The 21,210-nt window shown below is 69.2% G+C and carries 13 protein-coding genes and 1 pseudogene; 10 read left to right on the plus strand and 4 right to left on the minus strand.

Annotated elements, in window-relative coordinates:
* Positions 1–343, minus strand: a pseudogene (locus ON19_RS21835) (hypothetical protein); the annotation flags it as partial.
* A gap of 645 nt (positions 344–988) precedes the next feature.
* Between ON19_RS21835 and ON19_RS21840 the strand changes: the two are divergent.
* Entirely contained in the window at positions 989–1,714 is a 726-nt protein-coding gene (locus ON19_RS21840) for a TetR/AcrR family transcriptional regulator (RefSeq protein ID WP_169334203.1), read from the plus strand.
* 14 nt (positions 1,715–1,728) lie between these two features.
* On the opposite strand, the gene ON19_RS39085 is transcribed toward ON19_RS21840, so the two are convergent.
* Positions 1,729–2,283: an ester cyclase gene (locus tag ON19_RS39085; protein WP_051169157.1), complete on the minus strand. Its 555-nt coding sequence runs from the start codon at positions 2,281–2,283 to the stop codon at positions 1,729–1,731.
* A gap of 452 nt (positions 2,284–2,735) precedes the next feature.
* On the opposite strand from ON19_RS39085, the gene ON19_RS21850 reads away from it, so the two are divergent.
* The 6 genes from ON19_RS21850 to ON19_RS21875 are packed head-to-tail and all read left to right on the plus strand — an operon-like array spanning position 2,736 to position 15,546.
* On the plus strand, positions 2,736–9,059 hold the full coding sequence (locus ON19_RS21850) for a type I polyketide synthase (RefSeq protein WP_043695994.1): 6,324 nt from the start codon (positions 2,736–2,738) through the stop codon (positions 9,057–9,059).
* On the plus strand, positions 9,056–10,483 hold the full coding sequence (locus ON19_RS21855) for an aminotransferase class I/II-fold pyridoxal phosphate-dependent enzyme (protein ID WP_043695997.1): 1,428 nt from the start codon (positions 9,056–9,058) through the stop codon (positions 10,481–10,483). Before ON19_RS21850 ends, ON19_RS21855 begins: the two co-directional genes overlap by 4 nt.
* Positions 10,480–12,492: a CRTAC1 family protein gene (locus ON19_RS21860; protein ID WP_218006462.1), complete on the plus strand. Its 2,013-nt coding sequence runs from the start codon at positions 10,480–10,482 to the stop codon at positions 12,490–12,492. The genes ON19_RS21855 and ON19_RS21860 overlap by 4 nt, the downstream gene beginning before the upstream one ends.
* Positions 12,489–13,706: an RnfABCDGE type electron transport complex subunit D gene (locus tag ON19_RS21865; protein WP_174377717.1), complete on the plus strand. Its 1,218-nt coding sequence runs from the start codon at positions 12,489–12,491 to the stop codon at positions 13,704–13,706. Before ON19_RS21860 ends, ON19_RS21865 begins: the two co-directional genes overlap by 4 nt.
* Positions 13,703–14,731 carry a DUF1702 family protein gene (locus tag ON19_RS21870; RefSeq protein ID WP_051169158.1) on the plus strand — a complete coding sequence of 343 codons (1,029 nt, stop codon included), beginning with the start codon at positions 13,703–13,705 and terminating at the stop codon, positions 14,729–14,731. The genes ON19_RS21865 and ON19_RS21870 overlap by 4 nt, the downstream gene beginning before the upstream one ends.
* A gap of 11 nt (positions 14,732–14,742) precedes the next feature.
* On the plus strand, positions 14,743–15,546 hold the full coding sequence (locus ON19_RS21875) for an SDR family oxidoreductase (RefSeq protein WP_051169159.1): 804 nt from the start codon (positions 14,743–14,745) through the stop codon (positions 15,544–15,546).
* Positions 15,547–15,607: 61 nt separating this feature from the next.
* On the opposite strand, the gene ON19_RS21880 is transcribed toward ON19_RS21875, so the two are convergent.
* Entirely contained in the window at positions 15,608–16,045 is a 438-nt protein-coding gene (locus ON19_RS21880; RefSeq protein ID WP_043696000.1) for a DoxX family protein, read from the minus strand.
* 99 nt (positions 16,046–16,144) lie between these two features.
* Between ON19_RS21880 and ON19_RS21885 the strand changes: the two genes are divergently transcribed.
* From ON19_RS21885 to ON19_RS21895, 3 genes are all read left to right on the plus strand, one after another.
* On the plus strand, positions 16,145–16,714 hold the full coding sequence (locus ON19_RS21885) for a TetR/AcrR family transcriptional regulator (protein ID WP_043696003.1): 570 nt from the start codon (positions 16,145–16,147) through the stop codon (positions 16,712–16,714).
* A gap of 85 nt (positions 16,715–16,799) precedes the next feature.
* Positions 16,800–17,171, plus strand: coding sequence for an SUKH-4 family immunity protein (locus ON19_RS21890; protein WP_043696006.1), 372 nt, complete (start codon positions 16,800–16,802; stop codon positions 17,169–17,171).
* 143 nt (positions 17,172–17,314) lie between these two features.
* Complete coding sequence (locus tag ON19_RS21895; protein WP_043696009.1) at positions 17,315–19,837, plus strand: tetratricopeptide repeat protein; 2,523 nt, start codon at positions 17,315–17,317, stop codon at positions 19,835–19,837.
* A gap of 63 nt (positions 19,838–19,900) precedes the next feature.
* On the opposite strand, the gene ON19_RS21900 is transcribed toward ON19_RS21895, so the two are convergent.
* Positions 19,901–21,178, minus strand: coding sequence for an MFS transporter (locus tag ON19_RS21900; protein WP_051169188.1), 1,278 nt, complete (start codon positions 21,176–21,178; stop codon positions 19,901–19,903).
* Positions 21,179–21,210 lie beyond the last annotated feature (32 nt).

Raw genomic sequence — 21,210 nt, forward strand, 5'->3', positions numbered from 1 at the left:
CCAGCAGGATCGCGGCGGTGGACGCGGACGCGAGCACACAGCAGACGCGGTGCCTGCGCCGGACCGCGGCCGGGTCCGCGTCGAAGGCCCGGATGCCGACGATCCCTTGCAGGCACATCGATGACATCACCGTGCAGCCGAGCGAGAGCTGATGACCGAGGCTCGCGATGCCGGGTGTCATGGTGCAGCGATACAGCAGCAGACTCAGCAAGCCCCACAGGAACAGCTGATTCAGCAGTTTATCGACGGAGATGTCGCGTACCAGCAACCACCGGCCCGCCAGAACGGCGGCGACGAAGCCGATTACCGGCCACGCGACGAATCCCGAAATCGATGACGACATCGGCCGACCTCCCACCCACGAAACTGTCCGCTGCGAACGATAACGTTGCCGCGTGTTCGTGACCGCGCAGATCGAGAAACGGCAGCAGCCGATTACCGAGGCGCGTCAGCGCGTGCCGATGCCGGCGCGGACGGCGATTGTCACCGCACCCATTACTTCGACGTCTTCGTCGTCCGATCTCACAACACCTCGTCACACGGCGAATTCGAAGAGGGCGCAAAACATTTGGCAGATCGCGCGTCGATGTTACGCTCTATCACATAGAGTTTCAGTGACGACACTCACTTCCGACACGCACCTCTCGCTGGGTGCGCCTACTCTTCGTAGTCCGCGAACGCGGTCCCACCTCATGCTCTGCCCGCCCGTTCGTGCGGCAAGAACGGAGATATCTGTGCGCGATGAACCACGATCAGCTTTCCGGACCGAGCGAGTCGATGGTGCATCGATCGGAACAGATGTCGTTCCGTTGGCACTGCCAGGACAGGGCCGAGCACTCCGGCCACGGTCGACGGCCGCGAGACCGGCGGCCTTCGCGGTGGCGGCGACCGGAGGGCGCTCGGCCGCGCCGCGATACCGCGTTCCCGAAGACAGCGCACTAGCGGACCTATGCGTCACGGCTTGACCGTGTTCGGGGAAACGGAAGCGATGAGCAAGCAGACTGCCGGAACAACCGAACTAGCCGTGCGCCCTGCCGGGACGGACTCGATGAATACCGCGCTGCGCGATCGCCTGATCGACGCGACCGTCGAGGTGGTGTCCACCGAGGGTTTGCACGCGCTCACCGTCCGCCGCGTGTCGCGCATGTGCGGAGTCTCCACGATGGCCGTGTACTCCAATTTCGGGGGAATGCCCGGCCTGATCCGGGCGGCCGGTTCCGCCGGCTTCGCGCAACTGGCCGAGCGCATGAACGCGGCCGGAGTGAGCGAGGAGCCGATCACCGATCTGCTCGTGCTCGGCCTGGTGTTCCGGGACGAGGCCCAGCGCAGGCCGGAGCTGTTCGGGCTGATGTTCGGCACCGGCACGCGCATCGACATGAAGATCAACCGCGGCAACGTGCTCGTGGCCGGGCACGATTCGGAGTTCGAGCACTACGCGGAGACCTTCGACCACGTGGTCGGCGCGGTGCAGCGCGCCCAGGACGCCGGGCTGATCAACACCTCCGACGTCCGTTCGGCCGCGGCGCAGCTCTGGATGGGCCTGTTCGGTTTCGTCCAATTGGAGATGGCCGGACACCTCGGTGACGATGGCCTGCTCGAAGTGCTGGTGCCCGCGATCGTGAATCTGCTCGTCGGCATGGGCGCCGAACTGGAGACCGTCGGCACTTCGGTCCTGCTCGCGGTGGAGCGCTTCGCCGATCGATTCGGCGACTGAACCCCGGGTACCGGTCAGAACGGCAGCCGGGACCGCAACCGCTGAGCGCGGGCCATCGCGCGCTCGGCGGCGCTTCCGCGCGGCGGCATCAGACCCAATTGCAGCAACATCTCCGTCAGGTCCCAGGTGGCCTGGCTACGCCAGATCAGCCCCGAGCGGAACTGCCACGCGTCGATGACCAGCAGGTCGATCCGCTTGCCGGTCGGTCCGAAGCCGGGCGGGTCGATCGGCCCGAGGTGGGTCCCGGTCATCCGCCACGGCACCAGCGCGATCCGGTCGTCCGCGGCGAGCACCGGCGGAAACGGGTTGGTGTAGGCCACATCCGGGAACGAGCGCACCGTGTCGGCGACGAATTTCTCCACCCCCGCCCGCCCGTGCGCGGGCGCGTCCAGCGAGGGGTCGTGCCAGATCGTGTCCTCGGTGACGCATTTCGCGACCGCCGCGCCGTCCCCGCTGTTCCAGCCCGCGATGTATTGCTCGGTGAACCCGAGCAACCAGGCGAGGCTTTCGATGGGCTCGGCCTCCGCCTCGATACGGAACTGCCCGGTGTTGTACGGATCCACGCCCATCGCCTTTCACCCAGTGCGTATTCGACGAGCCATCGTAGCCACGAATCGAGCGCGCACTCAACAGCTTCCGTCAGATCGGCGCCGGGACGTTCGGAATAACACCGGAATAACGATGTAATTGCTCGGGATTCAGGGGGCAATAACCGTGTAATAACAGCAGAATAATACCGTCATACCGGTGCTGAACTGCGGTGATGACGCGTCCAGCATTACTTCTCGCGCAATATTTTTCGGTCTCCGACCGCACAGTTCCGTATTGACCTTCGCGAATCGGTCCTCCTACCATGGGTGGACACTGACCTCCTACCGCGGAACCACTTCACTCCGGACGACGCTCACGGCCGAACAGGTTTACCGGCGTCGCGATTCCGGTTGTCTCCACGCTGATTCGAAGACGCCCGACGGAAAACGCGTCGGCGGTTTACGAATACCCGAGCACCAGGGGATTTTGCATGCCCAATGTAGCAATTGTCGGTATCGGCTGCCGTTTTCCGGGCGGCATCGACGGGCCGGACTCTTTCTGGGACCTCGTCGTGCGCAAGGGCGACGGGATCGTGGAGGTGCCGGCGGATCGCTGGAACCTCGCGAAGTTCTACGATCCCGACCCGGACGCGCCCGGCCGGATGTACACCAGGCACGGTGGCTTCCTGACCCAGTCGCTGTGGGAGTTCGACGCCGAATTCTTCGGCATCTCCCAGCGCGAGGCGTCGATCATGGACCCGCAGCAGCGGCTGCTGCTCGAAGTCGCCTGGGAGGCGCTCGACGACGCCGGGATGGCGGGCCGGGTCGGCGGCCGCGAGGTGGGCGTGTTCGTCGGCGGCTTCATGAACGACAACGCCCTTGTGCGCAGCGGTTCGATGTCCCGCGCCTCGATCAACAGCCACAGCCCGACCAGCTCGTCGCACACACTGCTGTCGGCCCGCATCGCGTTCCTGCTTGACCTGCTCGGGCCCACCATGACCATCGACACCGCCTGCTCGTCCTCCCTGGTCGCGCTGCATCAGGCGGTGCTCGCACTGGAATCGGGCGAGTGCGAATCGGCGATCGTCGGCGGCGCCAACGCGATGCTGCGGCCCGAGGCGTTCATCTCCATGTGCAAAGGCCGGTTCCTGGCCGTCGACGGCCGGTGCAAGTCCTTCGACGCGGCCGCCGACGGCTACGGGCGCGGCGAGGGCGCCGGCGCCGTGGTGCTGAAGACGCTGGACGCGGCGGTCCGGGACCGCGACCGGATCTACGCGGTGGTGCGCGGCAGCGGCGTCAACCAGGACGGCCGCACGCTGGCGATCCCGGTGCCCAACCCGGTCGCGCAGGAGGCCCTGGCCCGGCGGGTGCATCGGCTGGCGGGCATCGACGCGCACGACATCCGTTTCGTGGAGGCGCACGGCACCGGGACACCGGTCGGTGACCCGCTCGAATTGGCCGCCCTCGGCGCGGTGTACGGCGCGGTCGACGGCCGCGACGAGCCGCTGCCGGTCGGCTCGGTGAAGAACAACATCGGGCACACCGAGGCCGCCGCGGGCGTCGCGGGCGTCATCAAGGCCGCGCTGACCCTGCACCACGGCGTCATCGCCCCGCAACGGCGACTGGACAACCCGAACCCGGAGATCCGGTTCGACGAACTGCGGGTACGCATTCCGCTGGCGACCGAACCGCTGCCGAACGACGACGGCCGGGCCGCGGTGGCGGTCAACAGCTTCGGCTACGGCGGCACCAACGCCCACGCGATCCTCACCCGAGGGCCCGAGATTCCCGCGCCCGCGGACGCCGCGCGGACGCCGATCACCGTGCTGCCGCTGTCGGCTCGCAACGAGACCGCGCTGCGCACCATGGCCACCCAGCTGCACGACCTGACCGAGACCGCCCCGGTGGACGCGGTGACCGAAGCCGCCTGGACGCAGCGCGCGCACCATCCCCTCCGTGCCGCGTTCGGATACCGGGATGCCGACGACCTGCGTGCCCAGCTCGCCGATTTCGCCGCGGGAGCGGGCAAGTCCCCGGCCCGCGCGCTCACCGACGGCTCCACCCAGCCGGTGTTCGTATTCAGCGGCATGGGCCCGCAGTGGTGGGGCATGGCCCGCGGACTGCTCGAGGCCGACGGGCACTTCGCCGCGGCCGCGCGCTCGATCGACGAGATCTTCCGCGAGATCGCGGGATGGTCGATCGTCGAGGAACTCCTGCGCCCGGAAGAGGAGTCGCGGATCACCAGGACCGCCTACGCACAGCCGGCGAATTTCCTGGTCCAGGCCGCGCTCCTGGCCGAACTCGCCGAACTCGGCATCCGTCCCGCGGCGGTGGTCGGCCACAGCGTCGGCGAAGTGGCCTCGGCCTACGCCTCGGGCTCGCTGTCGCTGCGCGACGCGCTGCTGGTGAGCTATCACCGCGCCCGGTTGCAGGCCACCACCGCGGGCACCGGCGGCATGCTGGCCGTCGGCCTGGCGGAAGAGCAGTTGCACGAGCGCCTCGCGGGCGTGGCGGGCGTCTGCGTCGCGGCGATCAACAGTCACTCGGCGGCGACGCTTTCCGGCGACCTCGCCGAGTTGGACCGCATCCGGGCCGAACTGACCGAGGAAGGCGTCTTCGCCAAGGCGCTGCGCGTCGAGGTGCCCTATCACAGCCACCTGATGGACCCGATTCTCGGCGACCTCACGACGGTGCTGGCCGGCCTCACGCCGCAGCCGGCGCGGGTGCCGATCTGGTCCACCGTCACCGGCGGCGAACTGTCCGGCCCCGACTGGGACGCCGAATACTGGTGCCGCAACGTGCGCGAACCGGTGCGGTTCGGCGCGGCCGTGGACAGCCTGCTCGACGCGGGTCATCGGGTCTTCCTGGAGGTGGGACCGCACCCGGTGCTCAGCGGCAACCTCAAGGAGGCGTTCGTGCGCCGCGGCCTCGACGGCGCGGCGATCAGCACCCTGTCCCGCAACGCCGACGACCACGACAACCTGCTGCGCGCCGTGGGCGAGCTGTACCAGGTGGGCGGGCTCGACACCACGCACGCACCCGGCTTGCCGGAAACGCCTGCCGCGCACCTGGATCTGCCCCGCTACCCATGGCAGCGCCGCACGCTGTGGACCGAGGACCCCGCGATCGAGGCCGACCGCGTCGGCGCGACCGACGGTTACGTCATGCTCGGCCAGCGCACGGCGGCGTCCGCGCCGGAATGGGAGGTCGAGCTGTCGGTGGCCGCGCTGCCGTGGCTGCCCGATCACGTCGTGGACGGATCGGTCGTGCTGCCGGGCGCGGCCTATCTGGACGCCGCGCTCAGCGCCGTCGCCGTCCGCACCGGCCGCACCAGCTTCGGACTCGAGTCGGTCCAGTTCGTGGCGCCTCTGGTGATCGCGCAGCACGACGTGCCGGTATTGCGCCTCACCGTCGAGGAGACCACCCACCGGTTCACCCTGCGCTCGCGCGCCGCCACCGCGACGACCTGGACGGTCAACGCGCACGGCAGGCTGATCGAGGCGGACGTGGACGCGCGCACGATCGACCTCACGCCCGCGGCGGACGCGGTGGACGTGGCCGCGGCGACGCTCTACGACGGCCTCGCCGCGCACGGCCTGGCCTACGGGCCCAGCTTCCGGCTGATCACCGCGGCGCGCGTCGGCGCCGACTCCGTGCTGGCCCGCCTCGATCTCGCGCCGCTGGCGGGCAGCGCGCCGAGCCTGCCGCACCTGGCCCACCCGGCGGCGGTCGACGCGGCGCTGCAATGCTTCGCCGCCCTGTATGCCCAGACCGCGCACGGGGTGAGCGTCGTGGTGCCGTCCTCGGTCGCCGGGGTCCGCTGGACCGGGCCGCTGCCGGAGCAGGCGGTGGTGCTGGTGCGCCGGGTGGACGGTGACCCGCTGTGCGCCGACATCACCGTCGCCACACCGGAGGGCGCTGTCGTACTCGCTCTTTCGGGCGTGCGGTTCGCCAGTCTCGCGGCCGAACCGGATCTGCACGACCACCTCGACGGCCTGTTCTACGAGCCGGTGTGGTCCATCGTCGACGACCCGGCCACGGCCGACGAACCCGCGGGCGGGGAGGAGTTCCTGCTCGTGGTCAGTCTGGGCAGCACCGTCTCCCAGCGCGCGAAGGAAATCGCCAGTGCCCGTGCCGCGTCGGAGCTGCTCACCTTGGCGCCGGAGCAGACCGGCGCCGCGGATCGCGTCCTCGCGACCCTGCGCGCCGCCCGCGAGCGGCCCGGTGTGACGCGCAGCCGCCTCGTCGTGGTGTCCGGCGCCGAACTGGACGCGGTGCCCAACGCCTACGGGCTCGCGCTCGTCGCCAAGGCGGTCGGCGAGTTGGTGATCGGCGAGGAAGACGACGCCGCGGCCGCCGAGGTGCGCGCGGTGGTGGTCACCGAGCAGGCTTTCTGCCTACCGATCGACGCGTTCGCGCATCCCGCGCAGGCCGCGCTCACCGGCGCCAGACGCACCCTGCGCAACGAGCAACCCGCGGTGCAGTGGCGACTGGTCGACACCGAACCGACCACGCGCGCCGCCGACATCGTCGAGCAGGTGCTCGGCGACGGACGCGCCGACGAGGTCGCGCTGCGCGCGGGCGCGTGCTGGGCGCTGCACCTGCGCAAGTCCCTGCGGGAACACCTGGCGGCCTGGGACGAGGCCGCGCCGCTGACCGACCCGGAAGGCTCTTTCCGCCTGGAGATTCCGCGCTCGCGGTTGCTGTCGGACCTGGCATGGCGCGCGGTCGAGCGCGTGGCGCCCGGTCCCGGCGAGGTCGAGATCCGGATGGACGCGGTGGGCCTGAACTACAAGGACGCGCTCAAAGCGCTCGGTGTGCTCACCGAGAAAGAGCTGGCCGGCACGTATTTCGGCACCGCGCTGGGCATGGACGGATTCGGCGTGGTCGAGCGGGTGGGCCCCGGCGTGACCGAGGTCGCGGTCGGCGACGAGATGTCGGTGTGCGCCAAGGATCTGGTCCGCAGGCACGTCACCCTCCGGCCCGACGAGGGCGCCACCATGCCCCTGAACTATCCGGACTCGGTCCTCGACCCCTGCCATTCCAGCTCGGTGCTGCCCTTCCTCACCGCCGAATTCGCCTTCGGCGAGCTCGCGCACCTGCAACCAGGTGAGACGGTGCTGGTGCACGGCGCGGCGGGCGGCATGGGCATGGCCGCGGTCCAGGTGGCGGTGCGTCTCGGCGCGCGGGTCATCGCGACGGCGGGCTCGGACGAGCGCCGCGCGGTGGCCGCGGCCGCGGGTGCGCACGAGGTGGTCAACTCGCGTTCGATCAGCTTCGTCGACGACGTGCTCGCGCTGACCGACGGTCGCGGCGTCGACGTGGTCTACAACTCCTCCCCCGGCGAGATCCTCCAGCAGAACCTGCGGGCGGCCGCCGAATTCGGCCGGATCATCGAGATCGGCAAGGCCGACATCTACGGCGGCGGGGCGATCGACCTGCGCCCGTTCGACCGGAATCTGTCGTTCTTCGCCGTGGACATGGACCGCGCCCTGGCCGTGCGCCCCGAACTGGTCCGCCGCGCGGCGCGGCGGGCGATGGACGCCCTGAACGACGGCACCTACGAGTACCTCCCCTACACCGCGTTCACCCTCGATGCCACCACCGAGGCGTTCGAGACCGTGGTGCGGTCCAAGCAGATCGGCCGCGTCGTGCTCGACCTGCGCGAACCGAAACCGACGGTGCTGGCCGCACAGCCGGGCCTGCCGATCGACCCGGCGGCCAGCTACCTGGTCACCGGCGGCTTCGGCGCGTTCGGCCTGGCCACCGCGCGCTGGCTGGTCCGGATCGGCGCGCGGCGTCTGGTGCTGGCCGGGCGCAGCGGCGCCACCACGGACGCGGCCCGCGCCGCGATCGCCGAATTCACCGCCGCCGGTGCGGAAGTCGTCGAGGAACGCCTCGACATGGCCGACTACGACGCCGTCGCCGCGCTGATCGAACGCATCCAGGCCGGCGGACATCCGCTGCGCGGGGTGTTCCACGCGGCCGGTGTGGTGAACAACCTCGAGGTCCCGCAGATCACCGCGGAGTCGCTGGCGGAGATCTTCGGGCCCAAGGTCGCCGGCGCGGTCAACCTGGACACCGCCGTCACGGCCGCCGACATCGAACTCGACATGTTCGTGCTGTTCTCCTCGGCGAGCAGCATCGTCGGCATCTCACCGCAATTCGGCTACGCGGCGGCCAATTCCGTGCTGGACATGATCGCCGCCGCCCGCCACGCCCGCGGCGCCGCCGCGCTGGCGGTGAACTGGGGTTTCATGAGCGGTGGCGGCGGTATGGCCGACTACGAGGCGGTCAGCCGGTACGCGGAGATGACCGGTTACCGCTCGGTGGACATGGACGTGGCCACCGATCTGCTCGGCGAGTGCCTGCGGCTGGACCTGCCGCAGATCGTGCTGTTCGACGTGGACTGGAGCCAGTGGGCGCTGGCGCACCGCCCGTCCACCCGCACGCCGCGCTTCGCCGACCAGGTGGCGGCCGCGGGCGGCGGGGCGGCGGGCGCGGGTGCGCTGCGGGCCGAGATCCTCCAGCTGGGTCTCGAGCAGCGCGGGGAGGTGGTGGCCTACCTGCTCGCCGAACAGCTCGCCGCGGTGCTCGGCGTCGACGCCGAGACGGTGGACCTGAACACCCCGCTACCCGAACTCGGCATGGACTCACTGATGGGCATGGAATTCGGCGCCCGCGTGGTGCAGGTGCTCGGCACCCAGCTGTCGGTGCTCGCCGTGATCGGACTGACGTTGCGCGGGCTCGGCGCGCGGATTGCCGAGCAGATTGCCCAGGAAGAAGAGCGCGCGGCGAGGAGCGAGGACGAATGACGGACAACAACTCCAGGGAGCTGGCCCGCGCACTGCTGGCCAGGCACGCAGGCGGTGACACCACCGCCGCCCCGGCGACGACCAACGGTGCGCGAGCCGCGAACGGCCCCGCCACCGCCACCGCGGCCCCCAACGGCGCCACGGCGCCACGCGGAGTCGCGCACACCTCCTTCCGTGACCACCCCGGCGTGCTGGAGGCCGGGCAGCGGTTCGGCCGGTTCGACGCCTGGGTCAACCAGGTCGGCCTGGTCAACCCGTACTACTTGCCGCACGAGGGCATCAGCGGTGCGGTGACCAGGATGGCCGACCGGGACGTGGTGAACTTCAGCAGCTTCGGCTACCTGGACCTGGCCGCCGACCCACGGGTGCGGCAGGCCGCCAAGGACGCGATCGATCGGTACGGCACCTCCGCCGCCGCGGTGCGCATCGTGGCGGGCGAGCTGCCGATCTATCGTGAGCTGGAAGCCGAGCTCGCCCGCGTCTACGACACCGAAGCCGCGCTGGTGACCGCCAGCGGCTACCTCACCAATGCCGCCGCGGTCGGATTCCTGCTCGGCAAGCGCGATCTCGCGGTCTGCGACGCGCTGATCCACCACAGCGTGGTCTCCGGCACCGAGTGGTCGCGCTGCAAGCGGGTCTCCTTCCGGCACAACGATCCCGAGTCGCTGGAAACCATCCTGAAGATGTCGCGGCGCAGTTTCGACCGGGCCATGGTGATCATCGAGGGCCTCTACAGCATGGACGGCGACGTGGTCCGGCTGCCCGAGATCATCGAGGTGGCCCGCCGCTACGACTGCTCGATCATGATCGATGAGGCGCACTCGTTCGGCACGCTCGGAGCGACCGGGCACGGCGTGCGTGAATTGTTCGACCTGCCCGGTGACGCCGTCGATGTCTGGATGGGCACCCTGTCCAAGGCGCTCGGCAGCGTCGGCGGCTATCTCGCCGGAAACCGGGAGCTGGTCGACGGATTCAAGTACGTCGCGGGCGGTTTGAGCATGTACACCGCCGCACCCGCGCCGTCGGCCATCGGCGCGGCGCTGGCCGGACTCGAGGTGCTGCGCGACGAGCCCGAACGCGTGACCCGGCTGCGGCACAACAGCGCGTACTTCCACCGCCGGGCCAAGGAATACGGCTTCGACATCGGCACGTCCGAGGACTCGCCGATCATCCCGGTCATGACCGGCGCCGACGAACCCGCCGTGCTGGCGGCGCTGGCCATGCTGCAGCGCGATTTCAGCGTGAACGCCATCACCCACCCGGTCGTCCCGGCCGGGGAGGCAAGGCTGCGGTTCTTCATCAACTGCAGGCACACCGAGCAGCAAATGGACCAGGCGCTGGCCACGCTGCGCGAGGTGCTCGACGGACTCGCGGACACCGCGGGACAGCAATTCACACTCGCCCATGAGGAGCAGCACTCGTGAAAATTCCCATCAACCGATCCCTCCTCCGAAAAGCGGTGGTGCCCGCGGTATCTCTGGCGCTGATGGGTTCGCTGTTCATTCCCGCGCGTTCGACGCTGCTGCCCACCTACGACGAGGCGGGCGGGCCGATCGCGAGCAAGTTCGACTTCACCGCGATGCCGATCGCGCTGCCCAAGGGCCTGCCGACCGATCGCAAGATCCGTGAGCTGCGCGAACCGTACAAGCACCTGTCGGCCTGGATCTCCTCGGTCGGCGCGGCGATCGCGATGAACGACTTCGACGGCAACCGGCTGGCCGACGACCTGTGCGTGGTCGATCCCCGTTCGGACGCGGCCTTCATCACTCCGACGCCGGACAGCAACACCGGCCGCTACGAGCCGTTCGTGCTCGATCCGAAGCCGTTGCCCGCCGACTCCTCCACGGTGCCGTCGGGCTGCATCCCCGGCGACTTCAACGGTGACGGCAGGCTGGACGCGCTGGTGTCGTACTACGGCCGCACGCCGATCCTGTACCTGCAGCGCGCCAACGCGACCCGGCTGGAGGCCAAGGCGTTCCGTCCGATCGACCTCGTCCCCTCCCCGAACACCGCGGACGGGCACTACGAAGGCGAGCGCTGGATCACCGCGGCGGTCTCGGTCTCCGATTTCGACGGTGACGGCAAGCCGGACATCTACTTGGGCCAGTACTTCAACGACATGGACGTGCTCTCCAAGGAGGGCCAGCTCGCGCTGTGGATGACCGACTCGCTGTCCAACGCGCGCAACGGCGGCAAGGACCGGATCTTCACCCTCGCCTCCGCCAAGTCGGGCGACGAACCGACCGCCGACTACCGCGAGGTGGCCAACCCGTTCCCGATCGGCATGGACACCGGATGGGCGCTGGCCGCCGCCGCGTCCGACCTGAACGGTGACCAGTTGCCGGAGCTGTACGTGGCCAACGACTTCGGGCGCGACCGCCTGTTCGTCAACCGGTCCACGCCGGGCCAGATCCGCTTCGGTTTCGCCGAGGGCGAGCGCGGCATCACCGAGCCGAAGTCGTATGTGATGGGCCATGATTCGGACAAGGGCATGGCCGCGGACTTCGGCGATCTGAACGGCGACGGCATGCCCGACCTGTTCGTCAGCAACATCGCCGTGCGCTTCGCGCTGATGGAAGGCCACTTCGCGTTCTACAACACCGCCAAGGACACCGCCGACGCGGCACGTCAACTGGCCGAGGGCGTGGCGCCGTTCAAGAACCGCGCGACGGACGTCGGACTGGCCTGGGAGACCTGGGGCTGGGACGCCAAGATCGACGACTTCGACAACGACGGCCGCAACGAGGTGGTCCAGGCCACCGGCATGATCAAGGGCGACACCAACCGGTGGCCGCAGATCCAGGAACTCGGCACCATGAACGACGACCTGACCAAGTACCCGTGGTCCTGGCCGATCATCGGCGAGGACGCCGACCTGGCGGGCAGCGATCCGGTCGGCTTCTTCAGCCGTGGTGACGACGGCAAATTCGCCAACCTCACCCATGCCCTCGGCATGGACACCCCCGTCCCCTCGCGCGGCATCGCAGTCGGCGACACCTCCGGCAACGGCGCGCTGAGCTTCGCCGTCGCCCGCCAGTGGGGTGATCCGACCTTCTACCACAACAACAAGGCGAACAACGGCCAGTTCCTCGGCCTGAAGCTGTTCAAGCCGAGCTGGGAAGGCAACGCGGCCACGACGACCATCGCAGGTCTTCCGGCCCAGGGCGTCCCCGCCGTGGACGCCCAGGTCGAGGTGCGCACGCCGGACGGCCGGTTGCTCACCAGCCACCTCGACGGCGGCAGCGGCCACACCGGAAAGCGTGCCACCGAGGTGCACATCGGCCTCGGCGACGTCGATCCGGCCGCCCCGCTGAACGTCGTGCTCCGCTGGCGGGAGACCAACGGCACGCCGCACGAACAAACCCTCCAGCTCGCGCCGGGCTGGCACACCGTGAACCTCGCCTCGGAGGCCCAGGAGGTCAAGCAGCGATGAGCGACAACGACAACAAGGACCCGGGCGAGGCGACCGCCGCGTCGAACGGGCATCACGAAACCTCGGCGACCGAAGGCAACGGCAGCACCGCCAACGGCAGCACCGACGGCGCAGGCGCGCAGAGCAAAGCCGCCGCGGCGGGTAACGGCAACGGAGCGAGCCTCACCGCGGCGGAGCGCATCTCGGCTGTGCAGCGGTCGGGCACCGAATTCGCCAAAGAATGGGTGGAGACACCGGCGCCGACCAAGGACACGCGCTATCTCGCGCTGCGCAATTTCGCCATCTCGATCACGGTCTTCAACCTGATCGGATTCCCGCTGCTCGGCTTCGAGCAGCCGTTCCTCTGGCCGTTCATCGCACTGGCGACCGCGTACTCCACCGAAATCGGGCTGGAAGTCCTGGCGGCCTGGGCCTACAAGCGCCCGCCCGCGTTCCTGGGCCGCGGGCCGCGTGGGCTGTTCGAATTCCTGCTGCCCGCGCACATCACCGGTCTCGCGTTCAACTTCCTGACCTTCGCGCACGACAAGCTGTGGCCGGTGATCTTCGGCATCGTGGTCGCGGTCGGCACGAAGTGGGTGCTGCGCGCCAAGATCAACGGCAAGATGCGCCACTTCATGAACCCGTCGAACTTCGGTGTCGTGGTGTGCTTCCTGGTGTTCCCGATGATCGCGGTCGCGCCGCCGTACCACTTCACCGAGTACATCACCGGACCGGCGGACGCGCTCATCGTGCTCGGCCTGCTGATGACGGGCACCCTGTTGAACGCCAAGCTGACGCTGAAGATGCCGCTGATCATGGCGTGGGTGGGCGCGTTCGCGCTGCAGGCCATCGTGCGCGGGCTCGTCGAACCGAACGTCTCGATCCTGGCCGGTCTGAGCATGATGACCGGTCTGGCCTTCGTGCTGTTCACGAATTACATGGTCACCGACCCGGGCACCACGCCGTCGGGCAAGAAGCAGCAGATCATGTTCGGCGCCTCGGTCGGCATCATGTACGGCGTGGTCACCGCGCTGCACATCTCCTACGGGTTGTTCATCGCGCTGGTCATCGTCTGTGGCGCTCGCGGCGTGTACTGGTGGGCACGCGGCCTCGCCGAATGGTGGCAGCACCGCGGCGCGACACCGAGCGCACCGGAGCAGCCCGTGGTGGCCGACGACCTGGACGCCGAGATCGCACGCGAACCCGAGCCGGCGACGGAGGCCGCCCGCTCATGACCGATCGCGCCGAGCCGCACCGCGTGCTCGGCGCTTTCACCTGCCGACGATTGGAGAATCCCATGCCCTCGCCGTTGGGTCCGCTGCGCGCGGCCCTCTTCGTCCCCAGTCCAGCCAGTGTCCGCATGGTGCTCAGCGGATTCGAGCAGCCCGACCAGCACACCGCGCTCGAACTCGAGCAGGTGACCATGCACCTGGTCGGCGGCATCGACTCCGCGGTCCGCAGCTCGGACAACGACGAGCTGATCGCCGCGCTGCGCCAAGTGCCGCCGAAGTACCGCGGGTTCGCCTACGAAGGCGCCGCGGTCGGGCTCACCGCGATCGACTCGCTCTCGCCCGGACGTCGCGCCGCCGACCTGATCGACGGCCCGGCCGGTGACTACGCGCTGACCATGTACGTCGGCGTGGGCCTCGCCATGGCGAAGATCCCGAAGCTCCGGTGGAAGAAACTGTTCCCGCAGCACCCGCTGTTCCGTTGGCTCGCCATCGACGGCTACGGCTTCTACAAAGCGTTCTTCCAGATGCAGCGCTACGTGCGGGAAAAGCACGTCGAGACCCGCTACCCCGGCTGGCTCGGCGACCGGGACAACCTGAAGCGCATCGCCGACCAGGGCATGGGACGCGCGCTGTGGTTCATCGGCGGCGGCAACCCGGCCGGTGTCGTGCGGCTGATCAACGAGTTCGACCCGAAGCGCCACATCGATCTGTGGAGCGGCGTCGGCATCGCGGTCACCTTCGCGGGCGGCGTGGAAACGGCCGCGATGGAGGAACTCTGGGACGTGGCCGACGAGTTCCGGCCGCAGCTGTCGCTGGGTTCGGCCATGGTCGCGCGCATCCGGCAGCAGACCAACAGCGTCAACGAGCACAGCGAGGCGGCGGCGCAGGTCTTCTGCGGGACCACGGTGGCGAAAACCGACGCGCTGATCGAGACCTCGCTCGACGACCTGCCCGACGACGGCACCTCCGGCACCTACCTGCTGTGGCGGGATCGGATCGCCGACATCGTCACCGCGAGCCGGGCCTGAGGATCGCCGGGATGGCACGGGTCAGCGACTGGGTCGGAAAGCACGTCATCGTCACCGGTGGATCGGAAGGGATCGGCGCCGCGGTGGCGGGCGCCTTCGCGCGGCGTGGCGCGCGGGTCTCGATCATCGCGCGCCGCGAGCCACCGCTGCGCGACACCGCGAAACGGCTGGGCGCGGACTGGGCCGCCGCGGACGTGACGGACCCGGAACAGCTCGAGTCGGCCGTCACGGAATTGGAGCAGCGCAACGGGCCGTGCGAGGTGATCGCCTGCTGCGCGGGACTCGCCCTGCCCGGCCGCTTCCTCGAGCTGGACGCAGGCGAGTTCGAGAAGCAGATGTCGGCGAACTATCTCGGCGCGGTGCACACGGTGCGGCGCGTACTGCCCGGCATGGTGGAGCGGTCCAGCGGGAAGATCCTGCTGGTCAGCTCGACCGCGGCGTTTCTCGGGATCACCGGATACACCGCTTACGGGCCGACCAAGGCGGGCGTCCGGCAGCTGGCGTTGTGCCTGCGCTACGAGGTCGAGCCCAAAGGCGTGGACGTCACGGTGATCTATCCCGCCGACACCGACACGCCGGGCCTGGCCATGGAGAACCAGCGAAAGCCGGTGGAGACCAAGGCGATCACCGGGTCGATCGAGCCGATGTCGCCCGAGCGGGTCGCCGAGGCGGCGGTGCGCGGGTTGGAACGCGGCCGCCGCCACATCGCGCTCGACCCGCTGACGCGGTTCTTCCTCGCCTGGGCGAACCTGCCCGAAGATCTGGCGCGGCCGTTCATGCGCCGCACCATCGCCAAGGCGCTGCGCGCCGACTGAACAGCGCGAAAGGCCCGCTCACCCACCGTGTTCCGGTGCGTGAGCGGGCCTTTTGCCGTACTCAGCCGACGATGACGGCCACGCAGGCGGCGATGAAGAGGACCTGAACCAGCGCCCGCAGCGGCAGGGGCATGGTCTTGATGCCCAAGTCGGCGCGAGCCGCGCGGACGTTCGCGGGGAACAGCACCACCAGCAGCGCGATCAGGCAAGCCGCGGCCAGGTCGGCCGTCGCCGGGATCAACAGGCCGATGGCGCCCGCCAGTTCCAGTACGCCGGTCAGCGTCACCAGGGCGGGGGCGTTCGGCAGCCGCGGCGGCACCATGGCGATCAACGCGTCGCGGCGCGGCTGGAGGAAGTGCGCGCTCGAGGTGAGGACGAGCATCGCGGCCAGGCCGAGTGCGGTCGCGTGCGCCCACGAATCGAGCCAGTCGTTGCCGATCAGCCAGCCGATGAGGCGAGCGAGCGCGGTGACGGCGGCGAGGACGACCAGCGGTGCCATCGGAATCTCCTGGGGAACGGCGAGCAAATCTTGACAGTGGAAAGATTAGAACCGAGGCATGAACTTGTCAATGTCTAGATGATCGGCCACCATCGAGAGATGGCGAAGGACAGCTACCACCACGGAGACCTCCGCGCGGCGCTGCTCACCGCCGCCGCCGAGCGGATCGCCACCGACGGCGTCGACGCGCTCTCGCTGCGCAACCTGGCCCGGCACGCGGGCGTCTCGCACGCCGCGCCCGCCCATCACTTCGGTGATCGAGCCGGTCTGCTCACCGCGCTTGCCACCGAGGGCTTCGACCTGCTGGCCGAGCAGCTCGCGCGGGCGGGCGCGGATTTCCGCGAAGTCGCGGTGGCGTACATTCGCTTCGCGCGCGAGCATCCCGGACACTTCGACGTGATGTTCCGGCACAACCTGTTGCACGCGGAGGACGCGACATTGCGGGCCGCGCGGGATCGTTCCGCGGCGGCGCTGCGCTCCGGGGTCTCGGACATCGAACCGGGCCGCAGCCACGACCGTCAGCGGGCGACGCAACTCGCCGCATGGTCGCTGGTGCACGGCTTCGCTTCGCTGTGGCGCGAAGGGGCACTGCATAATTCGTCACTGGCCGACGATCACGATCCGGAGGCCTTGGCCCGCAAGATGTTGTCCACCATCCGGTTCGACTGACCGGAAACCGGCTTGCACCGAGCCGCCGCCGTGCTATCCAGAGACCCGGAAGGAGCGGGCGGCCATTCCCCGGCTGCCACGACACATGGACATCCACGCCTACCCGACCGAGGCGACCACACCGGTGGACCTGACCGAGGCACACCGGATCGTCGGCCACCACCTCACCAACGGTGATTACGCCGAACGCGGAATCACCTACTCGATAAGAGAATTCGACACCTGCTTCGTCGCCCTCGCCGCCTTTCCCCGCCCGCCGCAGGCCGACCCGGACAGCCCGCAGGTCGTCGTCGGCGGTTCGGTCTGCGTGATCGACAAGCCCACCGGCGCGGTCTCCTACTGGCCGACCTACCCGGCCGACCTGGTCGCCGATCAGTACACGACCGCACTCGAGGACGGACGCCTGATCATCGAGGACGGCTGGCCGGAGGACGACGAACAGCCCGGCTCCGCTTGACCGATCCGCCGATCGGGCATCCCGCGCCGCAACGCGCGACGACCACGCCGATGGTGCGATCCCGCACGGCGCCGGCCCACACTTGTCGGACCCTACTGTTAGCGTCGGAGTCGGCTCGCTCACGGAAACCATTGGGGGATGGCATGTTCGAAGATCCGCTCACCGAAGGCGCCGGACCGGCCCCGACCGAGCATCCCCCCACCGCTTCGGGGCCGAGTGATCCGCTTCGCGACTGGCACGAAACCGGTCCGGACGGAGTGTCCGAAGCCGACCTGCGCCGCGCCATCGCACTGGCGACCCTGCTCGGCGCGGAGGACGCCGCCGAGGCGGACCGGCTGATGGCAGTGGTCCTCGGGAATGGACTCGACACGGCCGCCGACCGCACGGCGGTCGCTCAGTGGCTGCATACCCACTGTCCGGGTGACCGGTATCTCAATCCTCCGCCCGGCCCGCTCGGCGGTCAGGCGCTGCGCGCGGAGGACGACGAGGGGGTGCGACTGCTGGCCGACAGCGTGCACAGCGCCTCTCCCCGGCAACGTGAGCGATGTTTCGCAGCCCTCACCCGGTTCTGCGCGGACGACGAACACGTCAGGTCCACTGCCGAGAACTATCTCGCCGCACATCACCGCCGGTTGGTCGAGTACGTGGCGAATCCCGCGAACAGCTCGGAACCTCCGGAGCGTGGCGCGCTTCTCGGCACGATCGCCCGCTTCCTCCTGTGCGCGGTACCCGCGGCAGCAGGGCTCGAAGCGGAGAACACGCGCGAACTATCGCTGTCCTTCCTCGCGATAGGCGACCTCGCTCGCGCCGAGGGAGATGCCGCGACGGCCGGGCGACTGTACCGCCGCGCTTTTCTCCTCGTCCTCGATGACGGGTTCGACGGCCGAGCCGCCGAAGAATCGTTGCCCGACGGTGAGCCTGCCCCGGGTGCGAGTGGGCCCGCCGAAGCCAGGCGCCTGTACCGTCGCTCGGTCGCGATCGGCGAACGCATCGCCACCGCGCAACCGGACAACCCGGCGTACCGCCGTGATCTTTCGGTGTCCTACGGCAAACTGGCCGGTCTCGAACGAACAGCGGGAGACATCGATGCGGCCACCCGGTTGCATCACTGCGCATTGGCCCTGGTCGAGGAACTCGCGGCGGCCGAGCCCGCGAATCGTTCGTATCGCCGCGATCTCGCCGTCGTCAACGAGAAGGTGGGCGACCTCGCTCAGGCCACGGGCGAGACCGACAGAGCCGCGCACCATTATCGAGCCACGCTCCGGCTCACCGAGGAACTCGCCGCCGCGGAGCCCGGAGATCCGATCCACCGACGGGACCTTTCGGTGTCCTACAACAAGATGGGCAGTCTCGCGTCGGACACCGGTGACGTCGCCGAGGCGGCGCGGCTGCACCAGCTCGCGCTCGCCGTGACCCGAGACCTGGTCGATGCCGAGCCGGACAACTTGCAGTACCGTCGCGATCTGTCGATCTGCTACGACAAACTCGCCGGACTAGCCCGAGCCGGCGGCGATCTGGCGGAGGCGATCCGGCTGTATCGGCGCTCGGTCGAGCTGACCGAAACGCTCGTCGCGGCCGAACCGTCCGATCCGGGGTTCCGGCGGGATCTCTCGGTCAGCGTGGACCGTCTGGCCGGAGTGATCCGCGCGCACGGCGACCCGCACGAGGCGATCCGGCATTATCACCGCGCCCTGGCCATTACGGAGGAACTCCTCGCCGCCGACCCCACCAATCCTCAGTACCGCCGCGACCTCGTCGTCACGTGCAATGTGCTGGGTGACATCGCCAGGGAATGGCGCGACTTCGACGAAGCGGCCCGGTTCTATCGACGTGCGCTGGACTGCACGGAGGAGCTGGCCGCCGCCGCGCCCGGCAACCTGCAGTACCGCCGCGACCTTCTGATCGTCCACGACGCACTCGGTTCGCTGGCGATCGATCAGGGCGACCACGATGCGGCAGCGACGCACTGCGGTCGCTCCCTGGTGCTCTCGAAAAAACTCACCGCCGCCGACCCCACAAACCTGCGGTATCGACGCGACCTGCTCTTGGCCTACAACGCTCTGGGCAAAATAGCAGTCGCCCAGGGAGATTCCGACGAGGCGACGCGATTGTTCGAGCACGCCACGGCGATCGCCACGAGCCTGGTGGAGGCCGCGCCGGACAACCGCTCCTTCAGCAGAGATCTCTCGTTCTGCTACCACAAGCTGGGCGACACCGCCCGTGCCCGATACGATCTCGCCGGAGCCGAGCGCGCCTACCACAACGCTCTGGCCATCGATCTCGCGCTGGTGGAGGCCGCGCCTTCGAACCTCTCCTACCGCCGCGACCTCTCCCTCACCTACGACCGGCTCGGCACGCTGGCGCGTTCGCACGGGGACCACTACGCGGCGCGCGATTGGTACCACCGCTCGGCCGACCTCGCCGAGGAATTGGCAGCCGCGGACCCCGGCAACCTCGGCTATCACCGCGATCTCCTCTCCTGCTGCGACAAACAGGGCAGCCTCGCACGCGATACCGGAGATCGCACTGCCGCTGCCCAGCACTTTCGCCGCGGCCTGGCCATCGCCGACCATCTGGTCCGATCGGCGCCCGCCGACCTCGGCTATCAGCGCGATCTGGCCCTGATGTACGAGCGCCTCGCCGACTTGGCGGGCGGCATCCGATGAAGTGAGCGGGGCATACACGGCCTCGGTGACCATCTGGTCCGCCACCGACTGAACGCTTCCGGTTCAGAACGCGGGTTGGGCGGGGAGGTCCGGCTCGGGGGTGGGGTCGCCCGCGTCGGGGACCTCGGTGCCGCGCAGTGAGGTTCCGGCGGTTTCGCGCAGGTAGTTCCAAGCGACCAGGCCGATCAGGGACGCGCCGACCATGTAGAGGGCGGGGAACAGTGCCCAGCCGGTGGCATCGATGACGGCCTCGTTGATCAGCGGGGCGGTACCGCCGAAGACCGCGGTGGAGACGTTGTAGGCCAGCGCGAAGCCCGCGTAGCGGACGTGGGTCGGGAAGATGGCGGGGAACGTGGAGCTGATGGTGGAAAGCTGCGGCACGTAGAGCAGTCCGAGCACGACGAAGCCGAAAATGGCCCACGCCGTGCCCTGACCCATCAGCCAATACATCGGCACCGCGAGCACGGTGAGGCCGATCAGCGAGAACAACCACATCGGGCGGCGGCCCACACTGTCGGACAGCCGGCCGAAGAACGGCAGCACCAGCATCATCACCAGCTGACCGACCAGCATCATCGCGGTGGTGGCCGACTCGCCCATACCGATGGTGTTCTGCAAATAGGTGGGCTGGTAGGTCAGCAGCGTGTAGTTGACCACGTTGAGCGCGACCACCAGTCCGGCCAGCGTGAGGGTCTCGCGCCGGTAGGTGGTCAGCACCTCGCGCAGGCCGCCGGGCGGACGCTTGTGCTCGGCGACTTCGGTGAACACCGGGCTCTCCTCCAGCCTGGCCCGCAGGTACCAACCGGTCAGGCCGAGCGGGATGGCGATCAGGAACGGGATGCGCCAACCCCAGTCGTGCATGGTGCCCGAACCGAGTGCGAGCTGGCAGGCCAGCACGGTCGCGGAGCCGCCGACGAAGCCCGCGAGCGTGCCGAATTCCAGGAAGCTGCCGAGGAAACCGCGCTTACGGTCGGTGGCGCACTCGGCCAGATACGTCGCGGCTCCGCCGTATTCGCCGCCGGTCGAGAAGCCCTGCACCACGCGCAACAGGATGAGCAGGATCGGGGCGAGTACACCGACCGACGCGTGGGTGGGCAGCAGGCCGATGGCGCCGGTCGCGGCGGCCATGAGCAGAATCGTGGTGGCCAGCACGGCTTTACGGCCGACGCGGTCACCGAGCGGTCCCCACACCATGCCGCCGAGCGGCCGGAGTACGAACGAGATGGCGAAGCCGAGCATGGTGCCGAGCGTGCCCAGTTCCCCGGGGAAGAAGGCGTCGGTGAGATACGTCGCGGTGGCTGCGTAGACGCCGTAGTCGAACCATTCGGTCGCGTTGCCCATGGCGGAGGCCGCCACGGAACGCCGCAGCGGGA

Source organism: Nocardia abscessus NBRC 100374 (assembly GCF_000308455.1).
Lineage (GTDB): Bacteria > Actinomycetota > Actinomycetes > Mycobacteriales > Mycobacteriaceae > Nocardia > Nocardia abscessus.

What these genes read in the sequence shown, in the direction of transcription:
- ON19_RS21885 (WP_043696003.1), top strand. Translation starts at nt 16,145, where the DNA reads ATGGCGAAGGACAGCTACCACCACGGAGACCTCCGCGCGGCGCTGCTC.
- ON19_RS21895 (WP_043696009.1), top strand. Translation starts at nt 17,315, where the DNA reads ATGTTCGAAGATCCGCTCACCGAAGGCGCCGGACCGGCCCCGACCGAG.
- ON19_RS21900 (WP_051169188.1), bottom strand. Translation starts at nt 21,178, where the DNA reads ATGGGCAACGCGACCGAATGGTTCGACTACGGCGTCTACGCAGCCACC.
- ON19_RS21850 (WP_043695994.1), top strand. Translation starts at nt 2,736, where the DNA reads ATGCCCAATGTAGCAATTGTCGGTATCGGCTGCCGTTTTCCGGGCGGC.
- ON19_RS21880 (WP_043696000.1), bottom strand. Translation starts at nt 16,045, where the DNA reads ATGGCACCGCTGGTCGTCCTCGCCGCCGTCACCGCGCTCGCTCGCCTC.
- ON19_RS21875 (WP_051169159.1), top strand. Translation starts at nt 14,743, where the DNA reads ATGGCACGGGTCAGCGACTGGGTCGGAAAGCACGTCATCGTCACCGGT.
- ON19_RS21855 (WP_043695997.1), top strand. Translation starts at nt 9,056, where the DNA reads ATGACGGACAACAACTCCAGGGAGCTGGCCCGCGCACTGCTGGCCAGG.
- ON19_RS21890 (WP_043696006.1), top strand. Translation starts at nt 16,800, where the DNA reads ATGGACATCCACGCCTACCCGACCGAGGCGACCACACCGGTGGACCTG.
- ON19_RS39085 (WP_051169157.1), bottom strand. Translation starts at nt 2,283, where the DNA reads ATGGGCGTGGATCCGTACAACACCGGGCAGTTCCGTATCGAGGCGGAG.
- ON19_RS21840 (WP_169334203.1), top strand. Translation starts at nt 989, where the DNA reads ATGAGCAAGCAGACTGCCGGAACAACCGAACTAGCCGTGCGCCCTGCC.
- ON19_RS21870 (WP_051169158.1), top strand. Translation starts at nt 13,703, where the DNA reads ATGACCGATCGCGCCGAGCCGCACCGCGTGCTCGGCGCTTTCACCTGC.
- ON19_RS21865 (WP_174377717.1), top strand. Translation starts at nt 12,489, where the DNA reads ATGAGCGACAACGACAACAAGGACCCGGGCGAGGCGACCGCCGCGTCG.